Raw genomic sequence first — 16,449 nt, forward strand, 5'->3', positions numbered from 1 at the left:
ATTCCTCCACCCCCTGTGCGCTGTCAGTGGTATCAGGCAGCATGGCCTGCATGTCCGCACTCACGCGCGATGAAGCGCAGCTCCGAGCACAGCTCCTCGACGTCCGCCGCTACACGGTCGAACTGGACCTCACGACCGGGGACGAGACCTTCGACTCCCGCACCGTGATCCGGTTCGCCGCGCGGTCCGCCGGGGACACGTTCGTGGAGCTGAAGCCCGCCGAGTTGCGCGCCGTCACGCTCGACGGAGAACCCCTCGACCCCGAGTCGCTGCAGGACGGCCGGCTGGTGCTGAAGGGCCTCGGCGCGGGCGAGCACGAGCTGTGCGTGGACGCGGCCATGGGCTACTCGCGCACCGGCGAGGGCATGCACCGCTTCACCGACCCCAGCGACGGCGAGACGTACGTCTACACGCAGATGTTCATGGACGACGTCCAGCGCGTCTTCGCCGCCTTCGACCAGCCCGACCTGAAGGCCGTCTTCGAGGTGTCCGTCAGGGCGCCGGAGGGCTGGACGGTCCTCGCCAACGGCATCACCGAACAGCGCGCCGACGGCGTCTGGCAGGCCGCGCCCACCCCGCTGATCTCCACCTACCTGGTGGCCGTTGCGGCCGGCCCCTGGCACTCGGTGCGCACCGAGCACCGCGGACTGCCCTTCGGCATCCACTGCCGCCGCTCCCTCGCGCCGCACCTGGACGCCGACGCCGAGGAGATCCTCGACGTCACGCGCGCGTGCTTCGACCGCTACCACGAGAAGTTCGAGGAGCCGTACCCCTTCGACTCCTACGACCAGGCGTTCGTCCCCGAGTTCAACGCGGGCGCCATGGAGAACCCGGGCCTGGTCACCTTCCGCGACGACTTCGTCTACCGCTCCGCCGTCACCGACACCGAGCGCCAGACCCGTGCCATGGTCATCGCGCACGAGATGGCCCACATGTGGTTCGGCGACCTCGTCACGCTCAAGTGGTGGGACGACATCTGGCTGAACGAGTCCTTCGCCGAGTACATGGGCTACCAGACCACCGCCGAGGCCACTCGCTTCACCGGCCCCTGGACCGAGTTCGGCGTGACCCGCAAGGCCTGGGGCTACGACGCCGACCAGCGGCCCACCACCCACCCGGTGGCCCCCGAGAAGGTCGATGACACGGCCTCCGCACTGCTCAACTTCGACGGCATCTCCTACGCCAAGGGCGCCTCCGCGCTGCGCCAGCTGGCCGCCTGGCTCGGCGAGAAGGACTTCCTCGCCGGCATCAACACCCACTTCGCCCGGCACAAGTTCGGCAACGCCACGCTCGCCGACTTCATCGACTCCCTCGCCTCCGCGACCGACCGTGACGTGCCCGCCTGGGCCGACGGCTGGCTGCGCACCACCGGCGTGGACAAGCTCACCCCGCTCGTCGCCTCCACCGAGGGCGGCTGCACGCTGACCGTCGACCAAGCGGGCAGCCGGCCGCACCGCCTCACCGCCGGCCTGTACGACCACGACGTCGCCGACGAGGGCCGGCTGGTGCTGCGTACGCGCCTCGACCTGGACGTCCCGCAGACCGCCCCGCAGCCCATCGGCAGGCGCCCCGCGCTGCTCCTGCTCAACGACGGGGACCTCACCTACGCCAAGGTCCGCTTCGACACCGACTCCTTCGGGACGGTCCGGGCCGGCCTGTCCGGACTGCCCGACCCGCTCACCCGCGCGGTCGTCTGGAACGCCCTCAGGGACGCCGTGCGCGATGGCGAACTCCCGCCCGCCGCCTACCTGGAGACGGCCCGCGCCCACCTCCCGCGCGAGACCGACCTGGCTCTCGTCCAGGGCGTCCTCGCCTTCGCCTCCGGTCAGATCGCCGACCAGTACCTGAAGCCCGAGGACCGCCCGGCCGCCCTCGCGACCCTCACCGCCCTCTGCCGGGACCTGCTGCGGCGCACCGAGGACGGCGACCACCCCGGCCTGCGCCTGATCGCCGTACGGCACCTGATCGGCGCGGCCGCCCACCCCGACGCCATCGCCGCCTGGCTCGCCGACGGCACGGTGCCCGGTGGGCCGGAGCTCGACCCCGAGCTGCGCTGGCGCATCCTCGGCCGGCTCGCCGTGCTCGGCGCCACCGACGAGGCCGCCATCGCCGCCGAGCTGGAGCGCGACCCGAGCGCCACCGGCCAGGAGGGCGCCGCCCGCTGCCGCGCCGCCCTGCCCGACCCGGAGGCCAAGCGGGCGGCCTGGGCGGCGATGTTCGCGGGCGACGACCTGTCCAACTATCTCTTCACGGCCACCGCGCAGGGCTTCTGGCAGCCCGAACAGGCCGATCTGGTACGGGAGTACGTGCCGCGCTTCTACGCGGACGCCGTCGCCGTCGGCGCCCGGCGCGGCCCCGCCATAGCCGTCGCCGCCGGCCGCTGGGCCTTCCCGGCGCACGCCGTCGACACGGAGAACCTGCGGCTCGGCGAGGCCTGTCTGCGCGACGCCGACCCCACCCCGGCCCTGCGCCGCACGCTTGCCGACCGCCTCGACGACCTGGCCCGTGCCCTGCGGGTGCGCGGTGAGCAGGCACAGGAGGCACCCGAGGAGCAGCCGGTGCACGCGGACTAGGTCCCTCGGCCTAGGGCGCGGCTGGTCCCTGCCGACGATGCCGCGATCCGGACGCTGTTCCTAGGCTCGAGCTGTCAAGAACGATCAGCCGAGCCTTCGGAGGCAGTTTCCATGATCGTAGTGACCGGCGCGACCGGCAATGTCGGCCGTGCCCTTGTCCACCGTCTCCTCGCCGCCGGCCGGCCCGTGCGGGCGCTCACCCGCGACCCGCAGCGGGCCGCCCTGCCCGCCGGCGCCGAGGTCGTGCGGTTCCAACCGGACGACCCGGCCGCCCTGTTCGGCGGCGCGACGGCCCTCTTCCTGTACGCACAGGCCGGCACGGCCGACCTGCTGGAGGCCGCCCGAGCCCATGGGGTGCGGCATGTCGTGCTGCTCTCCAGCGGCATCATCCAGGAGGGCGCCGACGAGACCCACCCCATCCACGTCATGCATGCCACCGTCGAGCAGCGGATCCGTGACAGCGGGCTCGACTGGACGTTCCTGCGGCCCAACGCCTTCGCCACCAACGCCCTGCAGTGGGCGGCGCCGCAGGTCCGCGCCGGGAACACCGTCCGTGGAATCTTCGCGGGCGCCCTCTCCGCGCCCATCCACGAGGACGACATCGCGGCCGTCGCCGAGCGGGTCCTGCTCGACGGCGGACACGAGGGCGCCGCACACCGGCTGACCGGGCCCGCGGCGACCACCAACGCAGAGCAGGTCGCGGCGATCGGCGCGGCCGTCGGCAGGGAGCTGACGTTCGTGGAGACGGACCCCCGCGAGGCGGGCCCCGAGCTCTTCCCGCACGTCCCGCCGCACATGCTGGAGCGGCTGCTGCGGACCTTCGAGCAGACGGTCGGCGTGCCGCCGGAAATCACCGACGGGGTGGAGAGGATCACCGGCACCCCGGCCCGCACGTTCGCCCAGTGGGCACAGGACCATGTGGAGGACTTCGGCGGGAAGGCCTGAACAGGAAGGCCCGAACGGGAAGGCCCGAACGGCAAGGTACTTCGACCGTCCCAAGGTGTGTTCTTCGTACGGCCATACCCACTTTCGGGTAGCGATGGTTGGGCTTTTTGGACGCACGGGCCGCTTTCCGTACAAGCTGGAAGTCCAGCCACAAGCCGGAAGGCAACCGGCGCCGGAAACCCCGTAGGTCAGTCCATGAGCGGAGGACAGCCGATGAGCGGTGAAGAACCTCTGCGCACGCCGCCCCTCGCCTCGGGCCCCCACGGCCCCGCCGCCCTGCGCCCCCTCCTCGGCACCGTCCTCGACGCGCTCTCGGCCGGTGGCCGGGAGCGCGGCGGGCCGTTGCCCGCCGGGGGACCCGAGGCGGTCGCCGCGCATGTCGCCGAAGCGCTCGGGGACGTCCTGCCGGACGAGGGCGACCCCGACGCCCTGCGCGCCCTCGTACACGCCCTCGCGGAGGGCGCCGCCGACCCCGCCCACCCGCTGTGCGCGGCCCATCTGCACTGCCCGCCGCTCGCCGTGGCCACCGCCGCCGACCTCGCCGTGAGCGTCCTCAACCCGTCCCTGGACTCCTGGGACCAGGCCCCGGCCGCCTCCGCCCTGGAAGCCGCCGTCACCCGCGCCCTCGCCCACGCCGCCGGTCTCGCCGACGCCCTCGTCACCACCGGCGGCACCGAGTCCAACCAACTCGCCCTGCTGCTCGCCCGCGAGGCGCACGGCGGCAGCGTACGGCTCGTGTGCGGGGCGGGCGCCCACCACTCGCTGCCCCGCGCCGCCTGGCTGCTCGGCCTGCCCGACCCGGTCGTCGTCCCGGCGCCGGGCGGCACCCTGGACCTCGCCGCCCTCGACGAGGCCCTCACCACCCTCTCCGGCCCCCTGCTGGTCGCCGCCACCGCCGGCACCACCGACGCCGGCCTCATCGACCCGCTGCCCGAGATCGCCAGCCTGTGCACCGCCCACGGCGCCCGGCTGCACATCGACGCGGCCTACGGCGGAGGCCTCCTCTTCAGCGACCGGCACCGGGACAAACTCGCCGGCCTCGAGGCCGCCCACACCGTCACCCTCGACCTGCACAAGCTCGGCTGGCAGCCGGCCGCCGCCGGCCTGCTCGCCGTCGCCCGCCCCGGCGAACTCGCCGTACTCCACCAGCGCGCCGACTACCTCAACGCCGCCGACGACACCGAGGCCGGACTCCCCGACCTGCTCGACCGCTCGCTGCGCACCACCCGCCGTCCCGACGTCCTCAAGATCGCCGTCACCCTGAGAACCCTCGGCCGCACCGGACTCGGCGCCCTGGTCGACCAGGTCTGCGCCCGCGCCCGCGAGTTCGCCGTGCTGGTCGAGGAACACCCCGGCTTCGAGCTGTACGACCGGCCCGTGATCAGCACGGTCCTGTTCCGGCCCGCGGACGCGGCCGACGACGCCGTGGCCGCCGTACGCCGCGGGCTGCTGGACGAGGGCCGGGCCGTCCTCGGGCGCGCCCGGCTCGACGGCCGCCTGTGGCTCAAGGCCACCTTCCTCAACCCCCACACCCGGCCGGACGACCTGGCCCAGCTCCTGAAACTCGTCACAGAAGGCAGCCTCGTATGACCAACCCCCCACAGAGCGAGCAGTCCCCCCGCGACCTGGTCGGCGTCGGCATCGGCCCGTTCAACCTCTCCCTGGCCGCCCTCGCCCATTCCCGCCCCGAACTCGACGCCGTCTTCTACGAACAGCGCCCCGGCTTCGCCTGGCACCCCGGGCTGCTCATCGAAGGCGCCACCATCCAAGTGCCGTTCCTGGCCGACCTGGTGACGCTCGCCGACCCGACCAGCCCCTGGAGCTTCCTGAACTACCTCAGGACCCGCGAGCGGCTCTTCCCCTTCTACTTCGCCGAACGCTTCCACACCCAGCGCGCCGAGTACGACGCCTACTGCCGCTGGGTCGCGCAGAACCTGCCCGCGCTGCGCTTCCACCACCAGGTGGACGCGGTCCGCTGGAACCCCGAACGGGACGTGTTCGAGGTCGACTTCACCCAGCTCGACGCCGAGGGCGAGGCCGAGGCCCTGGGCCGTACCTACACCCGGAACGTCGTCATCGGCATCGGCACCGCCCCCCATGTGCCCGACCCGCTCAAGCCACTGGTGGAGGCCCCGGGCGTGCCGGTCATCCACGCCGCCGACTACCTGGACCACCGTTCCGCGCTCCTCGCCGCCGACCACGTCACCGTCGTCGGCTCCGGGCAGTCCGGCGCCGAGGTCTTCCTCGACCTGCTGCGCCACCGCCCCGTGGGGCGCGAGAGACTGCACTGGATCGGCCGCAGCGAGGCGTTCGCGCCGATGGAGTACTCCAAGCTGGGCCTCGAGCACTTCACCCCCGACCACACCCGCTACTTCCACTCCCTCGCCGAGCCCGTCCGCGACCGGCTGATCGCCGCCCAGTGGCAGCTGCACAAGGGCATCGACGCCGGCACCCTCGCCGCCATCCACGACGAGCTGTACCGGCGCAGCGTGCACGGCGGCTGGCCCGACGCCGTCCTCACCCCGGGCGTCCATGTCCGCACCGCGGGCCGGATCGCCACCACCCAGATCGAACTCCACCTGGAGCATCTCCAGCAGGGCACCCGCTCCCGGCTCACCACCGGTGCCGTCGTCCTCGCCACCGGCTACCGCGAGCGCCCGCTCGACCGCATCATGGCCGGGCTCGACCCCTACATGCGCCGCGACAGCGGCGAACGCCCGCGTATCGACGCGGAGTTCCGGCTCGTCCTCGACCCGTGCGTGACCGGCTCGGTGTACGTCCAGAACGCCGAGACGCACACCCACGGCGTGGGCGCACCCGACCTGGGCCTCGCCGCCTGGCGCAGCGCCACCATCCTCAACTCGCTCGCCGGGAAGGACACCTACCGGCTCCCCGCCCGGACCGCCTTCACGACCTTCGGACTTGAGCGCCCCACCCTCGTTCCGAAGCCCCGCCAGCCCCTGCAGCTGATTCCCCTTGTCGAGGGAAGGTAGCGGCCGGACAGCACGTATGAGGCCCCGCCGACGGCGCGGATCAGTTTCGGCCCGACCGGATCCGCGCCGCCTGCCAGGCCGCTGGAACACGGGCTCGCCTGAAGCAGCCCCAGTCGAATAATTCGCTCATCGGAGCGAGTGCTCGCACAATTCAACACTTGTCAATGACCCTTTACCCAAAGTCTGTTGAGTGGTCATGTGCGGCCGATTCTCTACCCACGGGTAAGGCCTAGGCTCGACATATGCGCCGAGCAAAGATCGTCTGTACTCTGGGCCCCGCCACCGACTCGTACGACCAGATCAAGGCACTGGTCGACGCCGGAATGGACGTCGCCCGCTTCAATCTCAGCCACGGCACCCACGCCGAACACGAGGAGCGCTACCGGCGGGTACGCAAAGCCGCCGACGAAACCGGTCGCAGCGTCGGAATTCTCGCCGACCTTCAAGGTCCGAAGATTCGCCTCGGCCGTTTCCGCGAAGGACCGGTACTGCTTGAACGCGGTGACACCTTCACCATCACCGTGGAGGAGGGCGCCGAGGGCGACCGGCACCAGTGCGGCACCACCTACGCCGGCCTCGCCGCCGACGTCACCCCCGGTGAGCGCGTCCTCGTCGACGACGGCAAGGTCTGTCTGGAGGTCACGGCCGTCGACGGACCCCGGGTCCGCACCCGCGTGGTCGAGGGCGGCATGATCTCCGACCACAAGGGCCTGAACCTGCCCGGCGTGGCCGTCTCCGTCCCCGCCCTGTCCGAGAAGGACGAGGAAGACCTGCGCTGGGCGCTGCGCACCGGCTTCGACGTCATCGCCCTCTCCTTCGTCCGCAGCGGCGACGACGCCAAGGACGTGCACCGGATCATGGCCGAGGAGGGCCGCCGCCTCCCGCTGATCGCCAAGGTCGAGAAGCCGCAGGCCGTGGAGAACCTCGACGGCATCGTGGCCGCCTTCGACGGGCTCATGGTCGCGCGCGGCGACCTCGGCGTGGAGATGCCCCTGGAGCAGGTGCCGATCGTGCAGAAGCGCGCGGTCAAGCTCGCCAGGCGCAACGCCAAGCCGGTCATCGTCGCCACCCAGATGCTCGACTCGATGATCGACAACTCCCGGCCGACCCGCGCCGAGGCCTCCGACGTGGCCAACGCCGTCCTCGACGGCACGGACGCGGTGATGCTCTCCGGCGAGACCAGCGTCGGCAAGTACCCGGTCGGGACCGTGCGCACCATGGCGAAGATCGTCGCGGCGGCCGAGGAGGACATGCTGGCCAAGGGTCTGCCGCCGCTGACCGAGCGGAACAAGCCGCGTACCCAGGGCGGCGCGGTCGCCCGCGCGGCGGCGGAGATGGGCGACTTCCTGGGCGCCAAGTTCCTGGTGGCGTTCACCCAGTCGGGAGACACGGCCCGCCGCCTCTCCCGCTACCGCTCCCCGATCCCCCTCCTGGCCTTCACCCCCGAGCCCGCCACCCGCTCCCAGCTCAGCCTGACCTGGGGCGCCGAGACCTTCCTCGGCCCGCATGCCGACTCCACCGACGCCATGGTCGAGCAGGTGGACGAGCTGCTGCTGAAGTACGGCCGCTGCGAGAAGGGCGACGTCGTGGTGATCACGGCCGGCTCCCCGCCCGGGGTCTCCGGCTCGACCAACATGGTCCGCGTCCACCACATCGGCGAGGACGACAGCCCGAAGGTATGAAACCCGAAGGTATGAAAAGGGCCCCTCACCTGAGGGGCCATCCGGAACTGCTGACCTTGGAATCCAAGGAAAAAGTGCCCCGGGTCGGACTCGAACCGACACTGTACGGGTTTTGAATCCGTTGCCTACTGCCAATTGGGCTACCGGGGCTCGCAGAATCCAAGGTTTCCCCCGACCCTCCGCGCGTCCACCATACCGTAGCTAGGTAGGCTCTTGTCAGCAGTACCCCTGCCTGGAACGAGGAGCCCCCGTGACCGCCGAGTCGCCCCAGCCCGTAGACGCGCCCGACGACGACAAGTCGCACGTGCCTCCGCTGACGACCCGTGTCGTCATCGCCGAGGACGAGGCCCTGATCCGGCTCGACCTGAAAGAGATGCTGGAGGAGGAGGGGTACACCGTCGTCGGCGAGGCCGGGGACGGCGAGCAGGCCGTCGAGCTGGCCCGCGAGCACCGTCCGGACCTGGTCATCATGGATGTGAAGATGCCCAAGCTGGACGGCATCTCCGCGGCCGAGAAGATCGCCGAGGAGTCCATCGCCCCGGTCCTGATGCTCACCGCCTTCTCGCAGCGCGACCTCGTCGAGCGGGCCCGGGACGCCGGCGCCATGGCGTACCTGGTCAAGCCGTTCAGCAAGAGCGACGTCGTGCCGGCCATCGAGATGGCCGTCTCCCGCTTCACCGAGCTGAAGCAACTGGAGCAGGAGGTCGCCGACCTCACCCTGCGGCTGGAGACCCGCAAGCTCGTCGACCGCGCGAAGTCCGTCCTCCAGACCGAGTACGGGCTGACCGAGCCGGCCGCGTTCCGGTGGATCCAGAAGACCTCCATGGACCGGCGTATGTCGATGCAGCAGGTCGCGGAGGCCGTGATCGCGGACAACGAGGAGAAGAAGGCGGCCAAGAAGGGCTGACCTGTATGACAAAGGCCCGCGCCCCGGAGAAGGGGGCGCGGGCCTTTGTCGTCGTACGGGTCAGTCCTCGCCCAGATAGGCCTTGCGGACCGACTCGTCGTGCAGCAGATCCTGGCCCGTGCCGGACAGGACGATGTTGCCGACCTCCATGACATGACCCTCGTCGGCGAGCGAGAGCGCCGCCTGCGCGTTCTGCTCGACCAGCAGGATCGTCGTGCCCTGCGCCTTCAGCTCGGCGATCGTCGCCATGATCTTCTGCATCATGATCGGCGACAGGCCCATCGACGGCTCGTCCAGCATCAGCAGCTTGGGCTGGGACATCAGCGCCCTGCCCATCGCCAGCATCTGCTGCTCACCGCCGGAGAGGGTGCCCGCGGCCTGCTTGCGCCGCTCGCCCAGGATCGGGAAGAGGTCGTAGGCACGCTGGACGTCCTTCTCGATGCCCGGCTTGTCGCTGCGCAGGAACGCGCCGAGGCGCAGATTGTCCTCGATGGTCATGCGCGGGAAGATGTGCCGCCCCTCGGGGGAGTGGGCGAGGCCCAGCGCGACCACCTCGTGGGCCGGGACCTTCTTCAGCGACTTGCCGTTGAACCGGATCTGTCCGCCGACCGGCTTGAGCAGGCCGGAGAGCGTGCGCAGCGTGGTGGTCTTGCCGGCGCCGTTGGTGCCGATGAGGGTGACCACCTGACCGGCCTCGACCTTGAAGGAGATGCCCTTGACGGCCTCGATCTTGCCGTAGGCGACCCTCAGGTCCTCCACTTCGAGCAGTGCGGTCATCGGTCGTTCTCCTTGCCGGGCGCGGCGTCGGTCGTGGTCGCGGCATCCGAGTCGGCGGCCTCGGCGTCCGAGTCGGCGGCCTCGGCCGTGGCATCGGCGTCCGCGTCGGTGGCCTCCGCCGTGGCATCGGCACCCGCCTCGGCAGACTCGGCTGTCTCACCGGCCTCGGCGTTCGCCTCGGCGGCCTCCACCTCGGCCACCTCCTCGTCGCCGGGCGCGTTCTCGAAGGGCTCGCCGAGGTAGGCCGCGATCACGCGGTCGTCGCCCTGGACGGTCGCGCTGTCGCCCTCGACCAGCTTCTCGCCCTGTACCAGGACGGCCACCCGGTCGCAGAGGTTGAAGATGAAGCGCATGTCGTGCTCGATGACGAGCACGGCGACGCCCTTGTCCCGGATGGCGAAGACCAGTTCCTCGGTGGCCCGGGTCTCCTGCGGGTTCATGCCGGCCGTCGGCTCGTCGAGCAGCAGCAGCCCGGGCTCGCTGGCCAGGGCGCGGGCGATCTCCAGCTTGCGCTGCTCGCCGTAGGGGAGGTTGCGGGCGAGGTGCTCGGCCTTCTGGTCCAGGCCCACGAACTGCAGCAGTTCCATGGCCCGTTCGCGGGAGGCCGCCTCGGCGCGGTGGAAGCCCGGACCGCGCAGCAGCGCGGACCACAGGCCCTCCTTGGTGCGGGTGTGCCGGCCGACGAGGACGTTCTCCAGGACCGTCATGTTCGCGAACAGCCGGATGTTCTGGAAGGTACGGGCGATGCCGGCCGCGGTGACCTTGAAGGACTTCGGCGGCAGCACCTGGCCCCGGTAGCGGACCTCGCCCTCGGTGGGCACGTACAGGCCGGTCAGGCAGTTGAAGAAGGTCGTCTTGCCGGCGCCGTTGGGGCCGATCAGGCCGACGATCTCGCCGCTGTTCACGGTGAGGTCCACGTTCCGTACGGCCGTCAGACCGCCGAAGCGCATGGTCACGCCACGGGCGTCGAGGACGGCCTCGCCGGAGGCGGGGGCGCCGGGGGTGGCGTCCTGGGTGGTGGTGTCGGTAGTCATCGTGGTCAGGCCCCTGCCTTGGTGAGGACGGCGGGCGCTTCGGCATCTTCATGGAATTCGAGCTGGCGACGCCGGTTGGGGATGAGGCCCTCCGGACGGAAGCGCATCAGCAGGATGAGGGTGACGCCGAAGGCGAAGAGCTGGTAGTCGCCCAGGAACTGCAGCTTGGCCGGGATCAGGTACAGCAGGGACGCGCCGACCAGCGGACCGGCGATGGTGCCCATACCGCCGAGGACCACCGCGGCCAGCAGGAAGGCCGAGTTGGGCGGTACGGCGTAGGCGAACTGGTACTGCTCCGGGGTCACGGTGTAGGTGACGTGGCCCTGCACGGAGCCGGAGAGACCGGCCAGGCAGGCGCCCAGGGCGAAGGCGATGAGTTTGACCCGGAAGCCGTTGATGCCCATGGCGAGCGCCGCGGTCTCGTCCTCGCGGATGGCGATCCAGGCACGGCCGATGCGGGAGTCGCTGCTGCGCCGGAACACCACGACCACGATGAGCGTGATGATCAGCATGAGCAGCAGGTAGTTGGCGAACCGGCCGATGGTGGTGCCGAGGATCTGGTGCTCCTGGCCGAAGTCGAAGCCGGCGATGTTCAGGTTCGGGATCGAGGAGATGCCGTTGGAGCCGTTGGTGACGTCCGGGCCCGAGGTGCCGTCCATGTTGAGGACGGTGATGCGGAAGATCTCACCGAAGCCGAGGGTGACGATGGCCAGGTAGTCGCCGCGCAGTCGCAGGGTCGGGGCGCCGATGATGACACCGAAGATCATGGCGACGACCGCGCCGAGCAACGCCGAGGCCCAGAACGGCCAGTTCACGTGCAGCGGGGAGGACGGCGAGCCGGAGACCAGGGCCGCGGTGTAGGCGCCGACGCCGAGGAAGGCGACGTAACCGAGGTCGAGGAGACCGGCGAGGCCGACGACGATGTTCAGGCCCAGCGCGACGGTCGCGAAGATCAGGATGTAGACGCCGATCGTCGCGTACTGGTCGTTGGACTGGGTGAAGGGGAAGGCCACGGCGGCGACGAAGGCGCCGATCATGGTGACGGTGCGGTATTTCGCGGTGATCGCCGAGACCCGGGCCACGAGCCCGGCCTTGGAGAGGGCGGCGAAGCCGAAGCCGGCGGTGATGAGGAAGCCGATGAAGAGCTCGTCGTACGGTGTGCTGACGCCGTAGCTGAAGACCCACAGGCCCACGGCCATGGCCGCGACGATGACGAGGATCTCGGCGTAGGCCGGCAGGGCACGCGCCGGGGCCGGGGCCTTGGCGACGAAGGCCGCCTTGAAGATGTTCCATTTCTGCCGGGAGTTGTGGCGCAGCAGCTCCCAGCCGCGGTCGTCCGGGTCGGCGAGGTCGGGCTCCGGCCGCTCGAACGGCAGGGCCAGCGCGCCGAGCAGGGCGGCCAGGGTGGCGACGGCCACGACGAAGCCGCCGGGCTCCAGGTTCACCAGGCCGCCGAGCTCGTCGCTGATCGCGATGACGGTGTACCAGGCGGTGGCGAAGGTACCGAGCGCGGCCAGCTTCAGGGCCGCGTCGGCGCTTCCGGGCGCCAGCCATCCGAGGCCTTTGACGCCGTAGGAGGCGAGACCGAACAGGGTGGTGAGGATGCCTCCGATCAGCACCAGCACCTGCAGGCCGCCCGGGTAGCCGTAAACCGTGAGGTCACCGGGGAAGTCGGCGGTCCAGGTCCAGGAGAGGAACGTGGAGACGATCGCGAGGGCGCCGCCGCCGGTGGCGAGGGCCCTGCCGAGCGGGGCCGGCAGACCGATCAGGCCGGACGGGGCGGTGGCGTGGGCGCTCGGGGTTTCCGGCGTCTCGGGGGTCTCGGATGTGGTGGTCTGTGTGGTCATCGGTGTCACGCCCTGTCCGCGACGCGTTCGCCGAGCAGGCCCTGCGGCCTGAACAGCAGTACGAGGATGAGGAGTACGAAGGCCCAGACGTCTGCCCAGGACTGGCTGCCGAACTTGTCCATGCCGGGGATGTTCGCGATGTAGGCGGTGGACAGGGCCTCGGCCACACCGAGGACGAGACCGCCGAGCATGGCGCCGTAGATGTTTCCGATGCCGCCGAGGACGGCCGCGGTGAAGGCCTTCAGACCGAGGAGGAAGCCCATCTTGAAGTCGATCTGGCCGTACTTGAGGCCGTAGGCGACACCTCCGACGGCCGCGAAGGCGGCGCCGAGGGCGAACGCGATCACGATGATCCGGTCGGTGTTGACACCCATCAGCTTCGCGGTGTCCGGATCCTGGGCGGTGGCCTGCATGCCGCGGCCGGTACGGGTGCGCATCACGAAGTAGGCGAGGAAGGCCATGCTGAGCGGGGCCGCGACCACCAGGAAGATGTCCCCGGTCTGGATCGTGACGTTGCCGATGGTGAAGGGGCCGCCCGGAATGGTCGGGAAGGTGCGGGCGGACTTCGCCTCGGGGTACCAGGCCCACACCGCCTGCTGCAGGGCCAGGGAGAGGCCTATCGCGGTGATGAGGGGGGCGAGACGGGGGGCGGTGCGCAGGGGACGGTAGGCGAACCGTTCCGCTCCGACGGCGACCAGGACGGCGACCAGGACCGCGCCCACCAGCATGAGGGGCAGGGCGACCCACATCGAGGTGCCGTCAGGCAGTATGTACGCGTAGACCGTGAGCGCGCCGAAGGCGCCGGTCATGAAGATCTCGCCGTGGGCGAAGTTGATGAGCTGGACGATGCCATAGACCATCGTGTAGCCGATGGCGACCAGCCCGTACATGGATCCCAGTAGCAGGCCGTTGACCAGCTGCTGCGGCAGTTCGTTCACCGCATGTCCTCCGAGAGGTTCGGAAAGCTTCGACGGATGGGGCCGGATGCGAGGACGCGCGGGGCGCCAGTGGAACAGCGCCCCGCGCGGCTCGGTGGGTGCGGGTGTGGGTCAGCTGCTGGGGTTGTAGGTGCCGGACTGGGCAGCCTTCCAGGCGCCGCCGTCGACCTTGTAGACGGTGAGCTGCTTGTTGGTCGCGTCACCGTACTCGTCGAAGGAGACCTTGCCGGTCACACCGTCGAAGGAGACGTTCTGCACCGCGGCGGTGACCTTCGCGCGGGCGTCGGACGGCAGCTTGCCGCCGTTGTCGTCGACGACCTTCTTCACGGCCTCGATGATCGCCCAGGCCGAGTCGTAGGAGTAGCCGCCGTAGGCCGCGTAGTCCTCCTTGTAGCCGCCCGCCTTGTAGTCGGCGACGAACTGCTTGGCGGAGGGCAGCGTCTCGACCGGGGCGCCGACCGAGGTGGCGAGGTCGCCGGTGGCGGCGCTGCCGGCCAGCTTGATGAAGGTGGGGTCGTAGATACCGTCACCGCCGACCAGCGGGACGTTGGCGCCCGCCGACTTGATCTGCTTGCTGAGCGGACCGGCCTGCGGGTACTCGCCGCCGTAGTAGACCACGTCGGCGCCCGAGCTCTTCACCTTGGTGGCGACCGCGGAGTAGTCCTTGGTGTCGGGGTTGATGTGCTCGGTGCCGACGACCTTGCCGCCGAGCTTCTTGAACTCGTCGGTGAAGGTGGCGGCGAGGCCGGCGCCGTAGGTCTTCTTGTCGTCGATGACGAAGACCTTGGTCTTCTTGGCCGTGTTGTAGACGTACTGGGCGGCGAAGGGGCCCTGGATGGCGTCCGTGGTCGCCGTGCGGAAGTACGACTTGTACGGACGCGCCTTCGACGTCTGCCAGTTGGTGCCCTGGGTCAGGGCGGGGTTGGTGTTGGCCGGCGAGACCTCGACCAGTTTGGCGTCGTCGAAGACCTTCTGCATCGACTGGGCCACGGACGAGTTCAGCGGGCCGACCACGCCGAGGACGCTGTTGTCGCCGACGAACGCGGTGGCGTTCGACTGACCCGAGGAGGGCTGCGCCTGGTCGTCCTTGGCCTCGATCTTGAAGGTGACGCCCTTGACGTAATTCTTCTTGTTGGCGGTGTTGACCGCGAGGTCCACCGAGTTCTTGATGCCCAGGCCGATTGCGGACAGGTCGCCGGTCAGCGGGGCGTCGACGCCGATGGTGACGGTGGTGCCGCCGCCCTTGCCGGAATCCGAGCCCTTTCCGCCGCTGTCGCGCGAGCCGCAGGCGGTGAGGGTGAGTGCTCCCGCTGCCAGCGCGGCGGTGATGGCGATGAGCGAACGTTGACGCACGATCAGTCCTTTCCCCAGGACGACCGCATCCCCCTGGAGGCGGTCGAGCCGCGCGCCTGCCCCAAAAGACAAAGCCGGAGAGGCAAGTCGATGAGGCTGTTAGTCGGCGCGGTGACTGGCGGTGACTCTAAGCGTGTGCAGGGAACGTGGAGAGAGTCTGACCAAGGCTGTGACTCTCTTGTTATGACACGACGTAATGCAGAGCGGTACGCCCTGGGGGTTAGGGCGGAATTCCGGCCGATTCGCCCTGTCCGGAATGTGAGAACCCGCAGGACTCACCATGATCAATTCAGGCGTCTCGAGGGTTTTGGTGATGACAGCGGGCTGTGGCTGCAGGCGACTTTCAGGGACTGGGAGAGGTGTTGTGCATAGCGCGTACCGAGGATGTAGCTGTGAATCTGCATTGCTCGCGCATTACGCAGGGTTACATCCAGGAAAGGCATCCCGGCGTCCATGGGTACTTTCCCGCATTGCGTCACGTGCATGGTTATCGTGATCTTGCGGTCCGAACCTGCCTTTGCCCGGAAGGGCGTTCGGGGAACCGTCACCAGGGAAAGTCCCGCGTACGGCTGGCTCACCCGGGTCACGGTGACCGGCGGCCCCGACTCCACGCTCAGTAGCACAGCGAAGCTGAAACTGCGCGGAGGGGCGCCCGCCGGAGTGGCCCGGCCGCCCACGTACGCCACCTCCACCACCTGGGCGGGATAGGGCGCCGGCGGCGGGGGCGGCGGGGACGGCTGCTGGGGTCGGGTGGCGTAGAGATAGCCGCCGCCGGCCAGCAGGACGGCCGCCGTGCCGAATGCCAGGGTGGCGCGCCGGTGGCGGGCGTACCGGGCCGCCACGGCCGAGCGGATTCGGCCCGCACGGCGGGGAGTTGGGCCCACCGGCCGCCGGGCGTCCCACGCGCGCGTGCCCTCGCCGGGCTCCAGTGGGCCGATGCCGCTCATTGCCGGGGCCCGCCGCTCGGGGAGCCGTGACGGTAGCGCTCGGTGCAGGCGATGCATGTCTGACGGCCGATCAATTCATCGGCGCCACCTGCATCTTGACGTCGTCTCATGGTGCGGGCCGCGTCCACGACGTCCCGCGGGATCGCGTATCGCCCATGGGACAGGCCCATCGACCGGTAATCGCCGTAGGTGCCGCCGTCGAGCACCTCACGGGACCAGGGTGCGACGAGACGGGTGCACAGATCGGCGTCGCAGGTCTTCGAGGGGGAGCCGGAGGTCTTCGAGGGGGAGGGGCGTGCGGACCTCCCGGCACCGGCGGGCCCGTCGCAGGCCGTCGTGCACAGCAGGGCCGGCAGCGCCGGCCCGAGCACCGGGAACCTCGCCCCCGGCCGGGGGTCCCCTCGCCGTCCCATGAGCCGAAGCTACGGGCAGGGGCGGCGAGGGGCAACGGTC

13 protein-coding genes and 1 tRNA gene are annotated in these 16,449 nt (G+C 70.3%); 6 read left to right on the forward strand and 8 right to left on the reverse strand.

Going from position 1 to position 16,449, the window contains the following annotated elements; translation table 11 throughout:
- Positions 1-50: 50 nt before the first annotated feature.
- The 5 genes from pepN to pyk all read left to right on the forward strand — a co-directional run bounded on the left by pepN (position 51) and on the right by pyk (position 8,193).
- Positions 51-2,573, forward strand: coding sequence for an aminopeptidase N (gene pepN, locus BFF78_RS31105; RefSeq protein ID WP_069783927.1), 2,523 nt, complete (start codon positions 51-53; stop codon positions 2,571-2,573).
- A gap of 111 nt (positions 2,574-2,684) precedes the next feature.
- Positions 2,685-3,518, forward strand: a complete 834-nt coding sequence (locus tag BFF78_RS31110) for an SDR family oxidoreductase (RefSeq protein ID WP_069781454.1) — start codon at positions 2,685-2,687, stop codon at positions 3,516-3,518.
- A 231-nt stretch (positions 3,519-3,749) separates the two neighbouring features.
- Positions 3,750-5,108, forward strand: coding sequence for a pyridoxal phosphate-dependent decarboxylase family protein (locus tag BFF78_RS31115; RefSeq protein ID WP_099055109.1), 1,359 nt, complete (start codon positions 3,750-3,752; stop codon positions 5,106-5,108).
- Positions 5,105-6,511 (forward strand): lysine N(6)-hydroxylase/L-ornithine N(5)-oxygenase family protein, encoded by a 1,407-nt coding sequence (locus tag BFF78_RS31120; RefSeq protein ID WP_069781456.1) that lies wholly within the window; start codon positions 5,105-5,107, stop codon positions 6,509-6,511. Before BFF78_RS31115 ends, BFF78_RS31120 begins: the two co-directional genes overlap by 4 nt.
- Before the next feature lie 242 nt (positions 6,512-6,753).
- Positions 6,754-8,193: a pyruvate kinase gene (gene pyk, locus BFF78_RS31125; RefSeq protein ID WP_069781457.1), complete on the forward strand. Its 1,440-nt coding sequence runs from the start codon at positions 6,754-6,756 to the stop codon at positions 8,191-8,193.
- A 75-nt stretch (positions 8,194-8,268) separates the two neighbouring features.
- Here the strand turns inward: pyk and BFF78_RS31130 are convergent.
- A tRNA-Leu gene (locus BFF78_RS31130) sits at positions 8,269-8,343 on the reverse strand.
- Positions 8,344-8,443: 100 nt separating this feature from the next.
- Here BFF78_RS31130 and BFF78_RS31135 point away from each other — a divergent pair.
- Positions 8,444-9,100 (forward strand): ANTAR domain-containing response regulator, encoded by a 657-nt coding sequence (locus tag BFF78_RS31135; RefSeq protein WP_069781458.1) that lies wholly within the window; start codon positions 8,444-8,446, stop codon positions 9,098-9,100.
- Between the two features lie 60 nt (positions 9,101-9,160).
- Here BFF78_RS31135 and BFF78_RS31140 read toward each other — a convergent pair whose 3' ends face one another.
- From BFF78_RS31140 to BFF78_RS43840, 7 genes are all read right to left on the reverse strand, one after another.
- Positions 9,161-9,877 carry an ABC transporter ATP-binding protein gene (locus BFF78_RS31140; RefSeq protein WP_069781459.1) on the reverse strand — a complete coding sequence of 239 codons (717 nt, stop codon included), beginning with the start codon at positions 9,875-9,877 and terminating at the stop codon, positions 9,161-9,163.
- The gene (locus BFF78_RS31145; RefSeq protein WP_069781460.1) at positions 9,874-10,911 is read right to left on the reverse strand and encodes an ABC transporter ATP-binding protein; all 1,038 of its coding nucleotides are present in this window, start codon (positions 10,909-10,911) and stop codon (positions 9,874-9,876) included. Before BFF78_RS31145 ends, BFF78_RS31140 begins: the two co-directional genes overlap by 4 nt.
- A gap of 5 nt (positions 10,912-10,916) precedes the next feature.
- Complete coding sequence (locus tag BFF78_RS31150; protein WP_069781461.1) at positions 10,917-12,758, reverse strand: branched-chain amino acid ABC transporter permease; 1,842 nt, start codon at positions 12,756-12,758, stop codon at positions 10,917-10,919.
- A gap of 5 nt (positions 12,759-12,763) precedes the next feature.
- The gene (locus BFF78_RS31155; RefSeq protein WP_069781462.1) at positions 12,764-13,696 is read right to left on the reverse strand and encodes a branched-chain amino acid ABC transporter permease; all 933 of its coding nucleotides are present in this window, start codon (positions 13,694-13,696) and stop codon (positions 12,764-12,766) included.
- A 111-nt stretch (positions 13,697-13,807) separates the two neighbouring features.
- Positions 13,808-15,049 (reverse strand): branched-chain amino acid ABC transporter substrate-binding protein, encoded by a 1,242-nt coding sequence (locus BFF78_RS31160; protein ID WP_069781463.1) that lies wholly within the window; start codon positions 15,047-15,049, stop codon positions 13,808-13,810.
- Positions 15,050-15,333: 284 nt separating this feature from the next.
- Positions 15,334-15,996 (reverse strand): Tat pathway signal sequence domain protein, encoded by a 663-nt coding sequence (locus BFF78_RS43835; protein WP_079161553.1) that lies wholly within the window; start codon positions 15,994-15,996, stop codon positions 15,334-15,336.
- Positions 15,993-16,409 (reverse strand): hypothetical protein, encoded by a 417-nt coding sequence (locus tag BFF78_RS43840; protein ID WP_079161554.1) that lies wholly within the window; start codon positions 16,407-16,409, stop codon positions 15,993-15,995. Before BFF78_RS43840 ends, BFF78_RS43835 begins: the two co-directional genes overlap by 4 nt.
- Between the last annotated feature and the right edge of the window lie 40 nt (positions 16,410-16,449).

Source organism: Streptomyces fodineus (assembly GCF_001735805.1).
Taxonomy (GTDB): Bacteria; Actinomycetota; Actinomycetes; order Streptomycetales; family Streptomycetaceae; genus Streptomyces; species Streptomyces fodineus.

Coding starts and splice junctions, on each gene's coding strand:
- pepN (WP_069783927.1), top strand. CDS start 51: ATGTCCGCACTCACGCGCGATGAAGCGCAGCTCCGAGCACAGCTCCTC.
- BFF78_RS31110 (WP_069781454.1), top strand. CDS start 2,685: ATGATCGTAGTGACCGGCGCGACCGGCAATGTCGGCCGTGCCCTTGTC.
- BFF78_RS31120 (WP_069781456.1), top strand. CDS start 5,105: ATGACCAACCCCCCACAGAGCGAGCAGTCCCCCCGCGACCTGGTCGGC.
- pyk (WP_069781457.1), top strand. CDS start 6,754: ATGCGCCGAGCAAAGATCGTCTGTACTCTGGGCCCCGCCACCGACTCG.
- BFF78_RS31140 (WP_069781459.1), bottom strand. CDS start 9,877: ATGACCGCACTGCTCGAAGTGGAGGACCTGAGGGTCGCCTACGGCAAG.
- BFF78_RS31145 (WP_069781460.1), bottom strand. CDS start 10,911: ATGACTACCGACACCACCACCCAGGACGCCACCCCCGGCGCCCCCGCC.
- BFF78_RS31150 (WP_069781461.1), bottom strand. CDS start 12,758: ATGACCACACAGACCACCACATCCGAGACCCCCGAGACGCCGGAAACC.
- BFF78_RS43835 (WP_079161553.1), bottom strand. CDS start 15,996: ATGAGCGGCATCGGCCCACTGGAGCCCGGCGAGGGCACGCGCGCGTGG.
- BFF78_RS43840 (WP_079161554.1), bottom strand. CDS start 16,409: ATGGGACGGCGAGGGGACCCCCGGCCGGGGGCGAGGTTCCCGGTGCTC.